This window comes from Bradyrhizobium sp. CCGUVB23, assembly GCF_024199885.1.
GTDB lineage: Bacteria > Pseudomonadota > Alphaproteobacteria > Rhizobiales > Xanthobacteraceae > Bradyrhizobium.
The window spans coordinates 8,246,461-8,260,610 of sequence record NZ_JANADQ010000001.1 but is presented as its reverse complement, the minus strand read 5'-3'; the positions used below and the strand labels follow the sequence as shown (position 1 = coordinate 8,260,610).

The 14,150-nt window shown below is 63.6% G+C and carries 9 protein-coding genes; 2 read left to right on the top strand and 7 right to left on the bottom strand.

All coding sequences use genetic code 11. The features are described 5' to 3' along the window. Positions 1 to 33: 33 nt before the first annotated feature. From dnaE to NLN62_RS38450, 5 genes are all read right to left on the bottom strand, one after another. Complete coding sequence (gene dnaE, locus NLN62_RS38470; protein ID WP_254112193.1) at positions 34 to 3,537, bottom strand: DNA polymerase III subunit alpha; 3,504 nt, start codon at positions 3,535 to 3,537, stop codon at positions 34 to 36. 483 nt (positions 3,538 to 4,020) lie between these two features. Continuing rightward, complete coding sequence (locus NLN62_RS38465) at positions 4,021 to 4,746, bottom strand: outer membrane protein (RefSeq protein WP_254112192.1); 726 nt, start codon at positions 4,744 to 4,746, stop codon at positions 4,021 to 4,023. Between the two features lie 366 nt (positions 4,747 to 5,112). Beyond that, positions 5,113 to 6,345, bottom strand: coding sequence for a copper-containing nitrite reductase (nirK, locus tag NLN62_RS38460; RefSeq protein ID WP_254112191.1), 1,233 nt, complete (start codon positions 6,343 to 6,345; stop codon positions 5,113 to 5,115). Further along, positions 6,281 to 7,318: a cytochrome c family protein gene (locus NLN62_RS38455; protein ID WP_254112190.1), complete on the bottom strand. Its 1,038-nt coding sequence runs from the start codon at positions 7,316 to 7,318 to the stop codon at positions 6,281 to 6,283. The genes nirK and NLN62_RS38455 overlap by 65 nt, the downstream gene beginning before the upstream one ends. A 148-nt stretch (positions 7,319 to 7,466) precedes the next feature. Next, positions 7,467 to 8,240, bottom strand: a complete 774-nt coding sequence (locus NLN62_RS38450) for a helix-turn-helix transcriptional regulator (RefSeq protein ID WP_254112189.1) — start codon at positions 8,238 to 8,240, stop codon at positions 7,467 to 7,469. Positions 8,241 to 8,353: 113 nt separating this feature from the next. Here NLN62_RS38450 and NLN62_RS38445 point away from each other — a divergent pair, with 113 nt between their 5' ends. Beyond that, positions 8,354 to 9,421: a zinc-binding alcohol dehydrogenase family protein gene (locus tag NLN62_RS38445; protein WP_254112188.1), complete on the top strand. Its 1,068-nt coding sequence runs from the start codon at positions 8,354 to 8,356 to the stop codon at positions 9,419 to 9,421. Positions 9,422 to 9,545: 124 nt separating this feature from the next. Here the strand turns inward: NLN62_RS38445 and NLN62_RS38440 are convergent, their stop codons facing one another. After that, positions 9,546 to 12,233 (bottom strand): arylsulfatase, encoded by a 2,688-nt coding sequence (locus NLN62_RS38440; RefSeq protein ID WP_254112187.1) that lies wholly within the window; start codon positions 12,231 to 12,233, stop codon positions 9,546 to 9,548. Between the two features lie 632 nt (positions 12,234 to 12,865). Between NLN62_RS38440 and NLN62_RS38435 the strand changes: the two genes are divergently transcribed. Next, complete coding sequence (locus tag NLN62_RS38435; protein ID WP_254112186.1) at positions 12,866 to 13,237, top strand: hypothetical protein; 372 nt, start codon at positions 12,866 to 12,868, stop codon at positions 13,235 to 13,237. 208 nt (positions 13,238 to 13,445) lie between these two features. On the opposite strand, the gene NLN62_RS38430 is transcribed toward NLN62_RS38435, so the two are convergent. Further along, on the bottom strand, positions 13,446 to 14,147 hold the full coding sequence (locus NLN62_RS38430; RefSeq protein WP_027523840.1) for an ABC transporter ATP-binding protein: 702 nt from the start codon (positions 14,145 to 14,147) through the stop codon (positions 13,446 to 13,448). Positions 14,148 to 14,150 lie beyond the last annotated feature (3 nt).

Here is a 14,150-nt window from a genome sequence, read left to right as displayed (position 1 = left end):
CATGCGGAGCACCGCAGACGCGGGCGACCGTGACTACAATTGCTGCACGTCGACGACACCCGCGACCGCCTTGATCGCGCCTGCGATCTGCGGCGAGACCTTGAAGCGGCCGGGCAGCTTCATCTCCACCTCGGTCTCGAGATCGAGCATCATTACCAGCGAGACCTCGCCGTCGCCGTTGGAGCGCGGCGCGATGCCGGGGCTGCCGACCTTCGGCGCGCCACCGTTCGAGGGCGCCGCATCCGGACCTGCAAGCCGCCTCGCGATCGATTCCAGAGGCTTGGTGTCGCGCAGGAAGATGCGCAGGCCCTTCTGCGTCTTGGCGGCGGCGTCATCGAGCGGCTCGGCGTGCAGCACGCGCGCGCGGACGTCCTCGCCCTGCAATTCCGCACCTAACTGCAGCAGCACCGCAGCGCCGGGCTCCAGCACGTCGCGATATTGCGCAAGCCCCTCGGAGAACAGCACCGCCTCGAAGTGGCCCGTGGGATCAGAGAGCCCCATGATGCCCATCTTGTTGCCGGTCTTGGTGCGCCGCTCCATGCGCGAGACCACGGTGGCCGCAACCTTGCCGGCGGTGGCGCCGGTTTTCACCGCGCGCGAGAACTCCGCCCAGCTCTGCACCCGCAGGCGCTTCAGCACAGTGGCGTAATCGTCGAGCGGATGGCCCGACAGGAAAAAGCCGATCGCATCGTATTCGCGGCGCAGGCGCTCGGCCGGCAGCCATGGCTCGATCTGCGGCAGCATGATGGTCGGCGCGTCGGCTGCGCCTCCGAACATGTCGTTCTGCCCGACGGTCGCGGCCTCATGCGCGCGCTGGCAGGCGGCGAGGATCGCATCCGCACCGGCAAAGACGCGCGCGCGGTTCGGCTCCAACGTGTCGAAGGCGCCGGCGGCGGCGAGACTTTCGATGATGCGCTTGTTGATCGCACGCGGCGACACGCGCGCGGCGAAATCGGCAAGCGAAGTGAACAGCCCGTTCTTCGTGCGCTCCTCGATGATCTGCTCGACGGCCTGAAGGCCGACGCCCTTCAGCGCAGCGAGCGCGTAATAGATCGTCTTCTCGCCGACCTCGAAGGTCGCGCCGGAGCGGTTGACGTTCGGCGGCTCGACCTTGATGCCGAGGCGCTGCGCCTCGGAGCGGAATTCGGAGAGCTTGTCGGTGTTGTTGAGATCGAGCGTCATCGACGCCGCGATGAACTCCACCGGATAATGCGCCTTCATGTAGGCGGTGTGGTAGGACACCAGCGCATAGGCCGCCGCGTGGCTCTTGTTGAAGCCGTAGTCGGCGAATTTGGCGAGCAACTCGAAGATGGTCTCGGCCTGCGCCTTCGGCACGCCGTTCTTCACCGCGCCCGCGACGAAGATGTCGCGCTGCTTGTCCATCTCGGCGCGGATCTTCTTGCCCATCGCGCGGCGCAGGAGGTCGGCGTCGCCGAGCGAATAGCCCGACATCACCTGCGCGATCTGCATCACCTGTTCCTGGTAGATGATGACGCCGAACGTCTCTTTCAGGATCGGCTCCAGGACGGGGTGGAGATATTCCGGCTCCTCGTCGCCGTGCTTGCGCGAACAATAGGTCGGGATGTTCGCCATCGGGCCCGGGCGATAGAGCGCGACCAGCGCGATGATGTCCTCGAAACGGTCGGGGCGCATGTCGATCAGCGCGCGCCGCATGCCCTGACTTTCAACCTGGAACACGCCGACCACGTCGCCGCGCGCCAGCATCTGGTAGCTCTCGGCATCGTCGATCGGCAGCGTCGCGAGATCGACATGGATGTCGCGCGGCTTGAGCAGCTTCACCGCGACATCGAGCACGGTCAGCGTCTTCAGGCCGAGGAAGTCGAACTTCACGAGGCCCGCGGGCTCGACCCATTTCATGTTGAACTGGGTCACCGGCATGTCGGACTTGGGATCGCGGTAGAGCGGCACGAGCTCGCTCAAGGGGCGATCGCCGATCACGATGCCGGCCGCGTGCGTCGAAGCATGCCGCGTCAGGCCTTCGAGGCGCTGGGCGATGTCGAAGGCGCGCGCCACCACCGGGTCTTCATCGCGGAACGCCTGGAGTTTTGGTTCGCTCTCGATCGCGGCGGCCAGCGTCACCGGCGCGGCCGGGTTCTGCGGCACCAGCTTGGTCAGCTTGTCGACCTGGCCATAGGGCATTTGCAGCACGCGCCCGACGTCGCGCAGCACGCCGCGCGCCTGCAGCGTACCGAAGGTGATGATCTGCGCGACCTGGTCGCGCCCATAGCGCTGCTGGACGTATTGGATCACCTCGCCGCGGCGGTCCTGGCAGAAGTCGATGTCGAAGTCCGGCATCGAGACGCGTTCCGGATTGAGGAAGCGCTCGAACAGGAGGCCAAACTTGATCGGATCGAGATCGGTGATGGTCAGCGCCCAAGCAACCAGCGAGCCCGCGCCGGAGCCGCGGCCCGGCCCGACCGGAATGCCCTGCAACTTCGCCCATTTGATGAAGTCGGACACGATCAGGAAGTAGCCCGCATATTTCATGCGGGTGATGACGTCGAGCTCGAAGGCGAGCCGCTTGTTGTAGTCCTCTTCCGTAGTGCCCTGCGACAGGCCGTGCACGCGCAGGCGGTTGGCGAGCCCCTCCTCCGCCTGCCGCTTCAATTCGCCCGCCTCGACCGCGGCCGCATCGGAGCTGCCTGCGGCGCCGACGGTGAAGAACGGCAGGATCGGCTTGCGCGTCATCGGTCGGAACGAGCAGCGCTCGGCGATCTCGATCGTCGAGGCCAGCGCTTCCGGAATGTCGGCGAACAGCACGGCCATCTCGGCGCGCGTCTTGAAGCGGTGATCGGGCGTGAGCTGCTCGCGCTCGGTCTCGGCAATCAGCCGGCCGCCGGCGATGCAGAGCAGCGCGTCGTGGGCCTCGTAGTCGTCGGTCGAGGCGAAGTACGGCTCGTTGGTCGCGACCAGCGGCAGGCCTTTTGTGTAGGCGATGTCGATCAGCCCGCTCTCGATGCGGCGTTCCTTGTCGATGCCATGGCGCTGCAACTCGATGTACAGGCGGTCGCCGAACAGGGTCGAGAGCCGCTCGCAGCGCGTAGCTGCGAGCTCGGCGTGGCCGGCCCCAAGCGCAAGCGAGATCGGCCCGTCCGGACCGCCCGTGAGCGCGATCAGGCCGTCGGTCTCGCCGTCGAGCCAATCGAACTTGATGAACGGCGCGTGGCTGTCGGGCGTCTCGAGGAATGCGCGCGAGTTCAGCCGCATCAGGCTGCGATAGCCGCGCTCCTGCGCCGCCAGCAGTACGACCCGCGACGGCAGAATCGCATTGCGCGCATTCGGATCCTGGTCGCCGAAATCGATCGCGAGCTCGCAGCCGACGATCGGCTGGATGCCGGAGCCCGCCATCTTGTCGGAGAACTCCAGCGCACCGAACATGTTGTCGGTGTCGGTCAGCGCCAGCGCCGGCTGATGGTCCTTTTTCGCAAGCTCGGCGAGCTTGGCGATCTTGATCGAGCCCTTGAGCAGCGAATAGGCCGAGTGAACGTGAAGATGGACAAATCCGGCGCTCGGCATGGTCGCTTAGGGCCTCTCAGCATCGTGGGGACACCAGCCGGACCAGGGCGCAGGATGCTGCACTTCGCTGGCCCGACTCGCCCGACAATGGTGGTGCCTCGGCCCCCAAGAGTCTACGGAGAGTCCACGGCAGGAGCGCACATTCCTCGCGCCGTCCCGCTTTTCAACAGAGGAGCCACCGATCCCCCTCAGAGCTGGCGAATCAGAGCTGCGGAATCACCTGCGCCCAGATCGCGATCATCCCGACGAACAGCGTGATCGACGCCAGTGCAGCGGCTTCTTCCACGAAGATCTTCAACATGGCCTTGCTCCCTCGCTAGAACATAGAGAGAACATTGTTCTATTTTTGTTCTAAGAGTCAAGCGGCGCAGTGGCAGTCGCAGCGCGGCTTCACAGCCAATGGTTAACTCGATGAATTCCAGAAAGAAAAAGCCCCGGCGCAAGGCCGGGGCTTTCGTAACCGCTCCGAGGGAGCGATCGATATCAGTACTTGGCGACGAGCGGGCCGCCGAACTTGTAGTTCAGGCGGACGAGACCCATGTCGACGTCCTGACGGATGCGGTCGGTACCCACGAGACCAACGAAGGTGACGTCCTTGTCCTGCAGGAAGATGTGGTTGTACTCGACGCCAACCGACCAGTTCGGCGCGAAGCCGACTTCGAGGCCGGCACCGATCGTGCCACCCCAACGGGTCTGGCTGGTCGAGGCGAGCAGCGCGCCGGTGGCGGTGCTGTACACATCGAACTTGTCGCCGACCACGGCCGCGCCGCCCTTCACATAGGCGAGCACGTTGTTCCAGGCGTAGCCGACCTGGCCGGTGATCAAACCGAACGAGTTGATGCGGGTGCGGTTGCGATCCGCGAACAGTGCGCTGATGTTGTCGCCGGAGAAGTCGGCCCAGTTGCCCTGGCCTTCGACGCCGAACACCCACTGGCCGGTCTGCCAGCGATAGCCGATCTGACCACCGACGGTGCCGCCGGTCGCGTTGTGCGAACCCTCAGTGCCCGTACCGACGAAGTCCCAGGTCGTGTGAGCCGAACCGCCACCGCCGTTGATACCGATGTAGAAGCCGCTCCAGTCGTAGATCGCGGCGACCATCGCGGGCGGAGCCTTCGTGTAAGGCCGTGCTGCGAGGTCAGCAGCCACCGCCGGCGCAGCCGCGCTGAGCGCAACGAGGCTAGCAGTGACAAGCAACAAACTCTTCTTCATTTGATTCCCGTTCCAGTTTCTTCGTAAAGGCCCCCGGGCCGTGGGCACCTCTTAACAGCGATCGACGGAATTGCTGTAGCCATGACGCAACAGTCCTATCGAAAGGACCTGCTACGTTAATGGATGTTTCTCGCGCGCAACCGGAGCTCGTTTGATCCCTGTTTTTGCAGTGGTTCCAGCGTTCATCGCATGATCCTCTGTTCACAGAAAACGCGTTCACATCTTGGTGTGAACGCGAGTGTGGCGCGCAAACTTTTTGTCTCCGCATTGCCGCCACAATCGCGCCAGCGCGGTTCCACAATGCAGCCCGTTCACAACGGCGTGTGGATCACAAGTTTCTAAGTGGAAGCGTCACTAGAGGCGTGGTCAGTGCCCCATGCCCGGCATCACCTGACCGTTGAAGATTTCGGGGTTCGGGGGACCCTCGACGCTCAGGATGCCCGACAGCCCACGCTCCAATCGTGAAATCGCATGATCGACCAGCGTGTAGTTGCCCGGCACCTCCAACTTGAAGTCAACGATAGCCGCGCCGCCCGGGGCCACGGTGACGGTCTGGATTCCCTCATGCGGCGGGCTTTGAAGTCCGCCAAACGTGTAGACCTTGTCGAGTATCTCCCCGATGACGTGGAATGAGGATGTGTAGTTCGGCCCGCCGACGCCGAAGAAAATGCGCACGGTTTCGCCGACCTTGGCGTGCAGCGGGTGGAGCTTGGACAGCGCTCCGACTGAACCGTTGAAGACGAAGTATTCCGGGCGTTCGTTCAGAAGCTTCTCCACGCTAAACTCCGCGCTTCCACGCTGGCCGAAGGGCATGTCGGAATAGATTTCGCCCTGCATGACATAGAACTCGTGATCCACCGGCGGCAGGCCGCCTTCAGGCTCCACGAGGATCATGCCGTACATGCCATTTGCAATGTGCTCGGCGACCATTGGGGTGGCGCAGTGATAGACATAGAGTCCCGGCACCAGCGCCTTCCACGTCATTGATTTCTCCTGGCCGGGATCGACCTGAAGAGCAGCCGCGCCGCCACCCGGGCCGGTTGCGGCATGGAAGTCGACCGAGTGGATCATCGAGCTGTCGGCGGAATTCTTCAGATGAATATCGATGGTGTCGCCGACACGCACCCGGATCATCGGGCCCGGCACCTTGCCGTTGAAGGTCCAGTAGCCGAACGTCGTTCCTTCCGCGAGCCTGCCTTCGAGCTCGACGCTCAAGAGGTCGACACGCACGGTTTGCGGATCGCGTTTGCCGATCGGCGGCGGCACGTCAGTGGGCTCACGCGAAATATCGGCTTCCACCACCGCCTGAGGCGGCGGGCGCGGGGTAACCAGGAATTGACCTTCCATCCCGGCTTGCCGATGGCCGGGCACGCTGCAGAAATAAACGAAGTCTCCGGACTTATCGGCGCGGAATGCGATCGTCGTGCTCGCGCCCTTTCCGGTAACGCGTGGCGAGGTGGTGTTCTGGTCGGGAAAGGCGATATCGTGCTGTGCCCCTTCGCCATTGATCAGAGTGAGTTGAACCACCTGTCCCTCAACCGCGGTCAGGACCGGATTGACCTTGCCGTCGATCTCGCCGCCCTCGCCGATATAGACCATCCGCCCTTCCGCGATCCCCGAACGCAAGGTGTATCGAGCGTCGGGAATGTAGGTGACGGAGGGACCGGGTGCGGCTTGCGCCACCTGTGTCTGGGCCGGCTGTGGCGTGGGCGACGCCGCAGCCTGCGAGATACGCGATCACGTCGGCGCGGTCATGATCGGTCTTGAGGCCGGGAAACGGCATCTTGTTGCCCGGCACGACCTTCGCCGGGTCGGTCAGGTATTGGTCGAGCGTCTGCGCACTCCACACGATGTCAGCCGATTTCATAGCGGGCGAATAGTTGTAACCAGCCTCCGAGCCGGCCTTGCGGCCGATGACGCCGGCGAGCGACGGGCCGAGCATGTTCTTGCCGGGCTCGGTAGAATGGCAGGCCTGGCACTTCCTGAAGACCAGACGACCTGCCGTGGCATCGCCGATTCCCCGCACGGCGTTCGAGGCGGCCGTTGCAGCATTGGACGCGGGCGCCGCAGGTGACTGTCCGGTCGTTGCGCTCGCCTGCGGCCTGTTGCCCTGTGCCATATGGTCAGGAGCGGGTGGTGACGGGCTGGCGGGCAGTGGTGGCGCTGCGCCTGGGGACAGGGTGTCCGCCGCCATGTGGTCATGAGCGGACGGCGAGGCAGCAACGGCCGGAGATGACGCGGCTGCGTTCGCGGTTGGCTTTGCGGTCGGCGCGGGATTGTTCTGATCGGCCGGCGACTGAGCAGGCGCCTTGCCTGATTGAGCGAGCTGCTGAGCAGGTTGCTTCGCGCTGCCGCCTTGTGGCGACGGCGTCTCGGTCGAGGCGACGGCCGGCTGGCCCCGATTGCGACCTTGATCCGATGAGGCGGCTTGATCCGAGGTGGGGGCTGCGGCAGGCGGCGGGTTCGTCGATGAAGACAGGCGTCCGACCAGATAGATCCCGCCGAAAATCACGGCCAGCCCGACAATGAAAACGGACGATGCCCGCCAGACGGCGCGAATTTGTTCCCACATCCTGAAAACCCGCTGCTTTGTCCGGCGCTCGTCGGTAAGTATCGCTGCAACGCATCGGCCTCGTTTGATCTAAATCAACGGCGTAGGGTCGCTCCGACTGATCGCAACATTCCGCTCGGCCTTCACGCTTAGCGCTTGCCCTTACGCCCTAGACCGGCGTGTAGATGACAAGTTTCAACGCGGGATCGTCATTGGCCTGAAAGCTCGTGTGCTCGAAATGCAGCACGCCGAGCGTCGGATGAGACATGGTCTTGAGGCCCGAGGCGGTGCTGCGGATCTCGTGCGCTTCCCACCATTTGACGAATTCCGGACTGCCCTGCCGCAGCCGCGTCAGCAATTCCGCAAACGCCGGATCGCCCGCCCAGACGTCGTGGGTCGCGCGAAACATCGCGACCATGCGCTTGGCCACGTCCGCCCAGCCCGCACCGTAAGCCTTTCGCGTCTGCTTGTTGGTCATCATGAGAAGCATCGTGTTGCGATCTTCTTCGGGTAACCGACCGAACGCGAAGACCTCCTCGGCGGCATCGTTCCAGGCCAGCACGTCCCAGCGCCGCCCGGTGATATAGGCCGGCTGGTTCAGGCTCTCGATCAGGCGCTGGATCGGCGGCGGCACGATCTCGCGCGCGAACGCGCCCCTCGCGCCGTCGCGCGCCAACACCTTCAGATGCGCGTGCTCGGTCCTGGAAAGGCGCAGCGCACGGGCCAGCGCATCGATCGTGGTGACCGACGGGCTGACGGTGCGCCCCTGCTCGAGGCGGATGTACCAGTCGACGCCGATGCCGGCGAGCTGTGCCACCTCCTCGCGCCGCAGCCCCGCGGTGCGCCGCCTTTGGCCTACCGGGAGGCCGACGGATTTCGGCGTCAGCTTTTCGCGGCGCGAACGCAGGAAATCGCCGAATTCGACACGTCGGGGATCGGCCATGATCTCTCTCCGTTTGTTATGCAGGGCCTTCACAATACTAGGATAATACCAGGCCTTCCTACACCTTCAAGGCGAGCTCATATTCCGTTCAGCTCGAATATGAGGTGAACATCATGAAAGCCGCTATCCTCAAATCCCTGGGAACACGGCTCGTCATCGAGGATGTCCCTGCTCCCGTGCTCGGCACCGGTGAGGTCATCGTCGACGTCGTCGCCACCCGCGTGCTGCCTTATCTGAACGAGGCACGCAACTACGCGCTCGATCTGCCCGTGATCCCCGGTCCCGGCGGCATCGGCCGTATCAGCGCCATCGGGCCGGATGCGACCAGGCTCGCCGTCGGCGATTGGGTGTTTTGCGATCCGACCGTGCGTTCACGCGACGACGCGATCTCGCCCGACATCACGCTACAAGCCCTGAGTGCACGCGACGAAGGCGGCATGAAGCTGCAAAAGCATTTTCGTCACGGCTCGTTCGCCGAGCGGATGAGGGTGCCGACGGAGAATGTGAAGCGGCTCGGCGAGATCACACCGGCCGAGGCTTCGCGGTGGTGCGCACTCGGTACCATGCTCGTGCCCTATGGCGGCTTCCTCGCGGCCGACCTCAAGCCCGGCGAGACCGTGCTGGTCAGCGGCGCCACCGGCAATTTCGGCAGCGCTGCCGTGGCGGTGGCGCTCGCCATGGGCGCGGCCTGCGTCGTGGCGCCAGGGCGCAACGAGAAGATCCTCGCCGATCTCGTGCGGCGTTTCGGCGCGCGCGTGAGGCCCGTGAAGCTCTCCGGCAACGAGAGCGACGACCGCGAGCAGATGAAGTGCGCCGCACCCGGCCCGATCGATTGCGTGTTCGACATCATGCCGCCCTCGGTCAGTCCCACGGTGGTGCGCGCTGCGATCATGACGGTGCGCGCCCACGGCCGTGTCGTACTGATGGGCGGCGTCGGCATGGCCGGCGGCGTGGGGCTTGAGCTCCCCTACCCCTGGATCATGCGCAATTGCGTCACCATCCACGGCGTCTGGATGTATCCGCCCGATGCGGCGGTCCGCCTGGTCGCGCTCGTGCGCGCCGGGCTGCTGCGGCTCGACCATTACGAGACGACAGAATTCGATCTCGACCATGCCAACGAGGCCGTCGCGCATGCCGCGGCCCATGCGGCTCCGTTCAAGATGACGGTGATCCGGCCGTAGCCGACACAGCTCTGCGCGGAATGAAACCAGCCGGCCGCGGCCGTTCAACGACGCAGCTCTCGTCGAGACGAGGGGAGGCAACGCCAGCCCTCGTTGATTGGATGCGCATTGTCGCGCACCGGCGTCACTGCCCGACGCATTGCTGGACGAACTTGATGCGGTCCACCATGCCGAGCCCCTGCGCCTCGGCCTGCTTGCGGCAGCCTTCGCGCTTGTCGATCCGCAACTGGATCTTCTCGACCAGGCTCACACCGACCGTGCCCACCTGCGGTTCGGCCGAAGCCGTCTTTCCATCGTCGGTCGACGGGCCATCGCCGGCCGCACGCGCGGCTTCCTGCAGCCGCTTGATGTCGTCCGGGCTCAGCTTTGGCCGATCGATGTCCAGCGTGATCCTGTTGATCTTGCCGGTGAAGGCGAATGGCGTCTGATAGTCGTTGTCATCGACCGGCGTGCCGGTGTCGGAACCAATGTCGAACGCCTCGTCCCACTGCAGGATGAAGGGAAGCGAGTGCTCCATCTTCTCCGTGGCCACCACGTTGCCATCGACCTTCAGCGTTCCGGTGCCGCCCTGTCCGATGCCGCTATAGTTTCCGAACACCATGGTGGCAGCGCCGAGGCCGTCATATTTGAAGTCGAACTCGATCACGTGCTTGCCGGGCGTCAGCTCAGGCCCTTCCCAGCGCACGCGCTTGAGATCGACGAGATTCCACGTAAACACGGGCTTGTTCTTCAGGAGATAGAGGCCATAGCCGGCGAATCGGCCGCCCTGGGTCACCAGCATGCCTTCGGCGCCGCCCTGCGGGATGTCCACGTCGGCCTTGAAGTTGTAGGACGAGTTGAGCAGGCTGGGCGCATCGCCATTTGGCGTGCCGGTTATCGGCTGGGTCCACGCGAAGTTCGTGCGTCCCGCGCTGAGACTCGGACGCGGCGTGATGATCCGGGTCGCCACCGACGCGTCGAGCGGCAGCACCTGATATTTTTCCGCTTCCTTCCAGAACTGCGCCTGCAATTCCTTCAGCTTGTCCGGATACTTGGCGGCAACGTCCTCGGCCTGCGTCCAGTCGTTGCGGAGATCATAGAGTTCCCAGGGGTAATCCTGCGGGGCCGGTGTCTTCGCAATCGTCACCCACGGCGGCCGCTGAACTTTTGTGCTCGCAATCCAGCCGTCGTTGTAGATGGCGCGATCCGCAAACATCTCAAAATATTGCGTCGTGTGAGTGGAGGGCGCGTTCGCGTTCTTGGCATCGAACGTATACGTCATGCTGACGCCCTCGATCGGGCTTTGCTTGATGCCGTCGACGAATTCCGGCTGCTTGATTTGAGCTGCCTCGAGAATGGTCGGAACGACGTCGATGACATGATGGAACTGGGTCCGGATGCCGCCCTTGTCCTTGATCGCCGCCGGCCAGGAGATCGCCATGCCCTGGCGCGTGCCGCCGAAGTGGGAGGCGATCTGCTTGGTCCAGGAGAACGGCGTGTCGAAAGCCCAGGCCCAGCCGATCGACATGTGGTTGTAGGTGCGATCGGTGCCCCACACATCATAGAAATATTTGAGCTGCTCCTCGACCGACGGGTTGATCTGGTTGAACATGGCCACTTCGTTCGGTGTGCCGTTCGGCTGGCCTTCCGCGCTCGTCCCGTTGTCGCCCTCAATGTAGATGATCAACGTGTTGTCGAGCTTGCCTATGTCCTGAATGGACTGGATCACACGACCGATTTCATTGTCGGCGTAGGCGGCAAACGCGGCAAAGACTTCGGCCTGACGGATGAACAGCTTCTTCTCGTCGGCTGAGAGTTGATCCCACTCCTTGATCAGATCCTTTGGCCACGGCGTCAGCTTCGCGTTCTGGGGAATGACGCCGAGCCGCTTCTGGTTCTCGAAGATCGTATCGCGGAGCTTGTTCCAGCCCTGGTCGAACAAATGCATGTCGCTGATCTTCTTGACCCACTCCGGCGTCGGGTGGTGCGGCGCGTGGGTTGCGCCGGGGGCGAATTTCACGAAGAACGGTGTGTCCGGCGATAGCGCGTTCATGCGATTCACATAATCGATCGCCTCGTCCGCCATCGCGGTCACCAGATTCCAGCCTGGCTTTCCCTGGAAGGGATAGATCGGCGTGGTGTTACGGACGAGATTGCCGGGCTCCCATTGATTGGTGTCGCCACCCATGAAGCCGTAGAAATATTCGAAACCCATGCCGGTCGGCCACTGGTCGAACGGGCCGGCCTGGCTCGCCTGATATTCCGGCGTGTTGTGGTTCTTGCCGAACCAGGCGGTGTGATAGCCGTTGTCGGTCAGGATGCGGCCGATCGTTGCCTTGTCCCTGGTGATGACGCTGTCGTAACCGGGATAGCCGGTCGCCTGTTCGGCGACGACGCCATAGCCGGCGGAATGATGATTGCGCCCGGTGATCAAAGCTGCGCGCGTCGGGGAGCACAATGCGGTCGAGTGGAAGTTGGTATAACGCAAGCCGTTTTGTGCGATGCGATCAAGCGCGGGCGTCGGGATGACACCTCCGAATGTACTGGCAACGCCATAGCCGGCATCGTCGGTGATGATCAGCAGCACATTCGGTGCGCCCTTGGGGGGCACCACGCGTGCTGGCCAGTACGGCTTTGAATCTCTGGCATCGCGCTCGATCTTGCCACCGAACTTCTGCGGTGGCGGCGGAAGTTGATCGCCGGGGATGGTGATCGTCGCCGCGGGAGATCCGGGCGGTGGCGCACCTTGTTGTGGTTGTGCTTGCTGTGCGATTGCCGGCGTACACAAGGCTGATGTCAGGATCAGCGCGGCAAAGGTCTTGCGAATATTCATTGCAAAATCCTCCGTGATACACGGACGCACACAGTCTGAAGAGCCCTTTCGTGCCGCACGCGTTGACACAGATCAACCATTCCAACGGAGTTACTCCGGAATGCTGATAGGTTCGACGAGATCGACACGCCGCGCTATCGGATTGCGCAGCACGCAGGGTGAGTCCGCAGCCGAGTACCGGAATTCGCTGCCGAAAACCGGCCCGAAGAGAGCGGGCGGCCGTTTCGCTGTTCGTCCAAAACGTCCGAATCATTTGCGATAGATCAAGCAAGCACGGCCGCCCCCTCTTTAAAGAGGCAGGAACGCATTCGTATGCTCTGCTTCAGAGGAGGCGGGCCATGACGCAACGATGTGAGATTGTTCAGGATCTCCGCGGCGGGACACCTGGTCTTGAATCCCAATCTGCTTTCGACCGGCTGTTGAGACAATACTTCGCAATCCCGCCTGTTCGCGACTTTCGAGCAAAAGTTGGCGAAAGCGAAGAGCCCGGCGCAAGAATCCTTCCTCACACGCTGCCTGACCATAACTTCGTGGAGCAAGCGTTGGCATAGTGCACCCGCGCAGCCTGCCCAATTGCAGGAAGTACAGGCGCACTCCGTCGATGTGACCGGTGAGATAATAAGGAGCTTCAGATGAAGACCGCCCTGTTGTCGCTTGCGCTGCTCGCGAGCACCGCGCCCATACCAGTCTCCGATCGTGTTCCCGAATTGAAGGTCGAGGCGCTCTGCAAGGCGACGTCCGAAACGGACAAGGCCATGGGGTTGGCGCTGGCGCAGAGTGTTGCCGACTGCATGCGCGACGAAACCGCAGCGCAGCAGCAGCTCGGCACAGTATGGTCGACGACGAGAGCCACTGTCCGCGATGCTTGCGAAGGCGAGGCCAGTTCGGGTGGAATGCAAAGCTATGTCGATCTGCTCACCTGCATTCAGATGACGGACTCGGCAAGTGCGTTGTCCCCCGCACCGCCGCTCAGAGGCGCCAGCAAGAATCGAAACAAGCAGTAGCACAGGCCGCCGTTGTGCCGGTCCCGCCGCCCGTGCGCCTGGGGGCGATGAGCCATCAGGCGCTCGCCCTTATCAATGTGAGCGGCGTTGAACAGCGACCGCGATGATGGATTTATCGCGCTGATTTGCCCGACGCGTCAACCGATTTCGCAAAATCAGCAAGGCGCCGGCGGTCACCCTACTTTGCATGGGGTTGTTTTCGAGGTTTTTAGTCGAGCTCGACCACCTGGCCGTTGGAAAGCGACACCCGCCGGTCCATGCGGCCGGCGAGCTCCATGTTGTGGGTCGCGATCAACATCGAGACATGGGTCGCCTTGACGAGCTGCATCAGGGCCTGGAACACGTGCTCGGCGGTGCCGGGATCGAGGTTGCCGGTCGGCTCGTCCGCAAACAGAACCCGCGGCGCGTTGGCGACCGCACGGGCGATCGCGACGCGCTGCTGCTCGCCGCCCGACAGCTCGGCCGGGCGATGGGTGATGCGGTCGCCGAGGCCGAGATAGCCCAGAATCTCCTTGGCGCGCTTCACGCTCTCGGACCGCTTCAGGCCGCGGATCATCTGCGGCAGCATGACGTTCTCCAGTGCCGAGAACTCCGGCAGCAGCCGGTGCGACTGGTAGACGAAGCCGATCTCGGTGCGGCGGAGCTGCGTGCGCTCGATGTCGGGCAGTTGCGAGGTCGGGGAGCCCCCGACATAGACCTCGCCGGAATCGGGCGCCTCGAGGAGGCCAGCGATATGCAGCAGCGTCGACTTGCCCGAACCTGACGGCGCCACCAGCGCCACCGACTGTCCGGCCCACAGCGCGAGCTTGGCGCCGTCGAGGATGGTCAGCACGTTCTCGCCCTGCACGTACTGCCGCTTTATCTCGTGGAGATAAATGACCGGTACATCTTCCGCCCCCTGCTCCATCAGCCC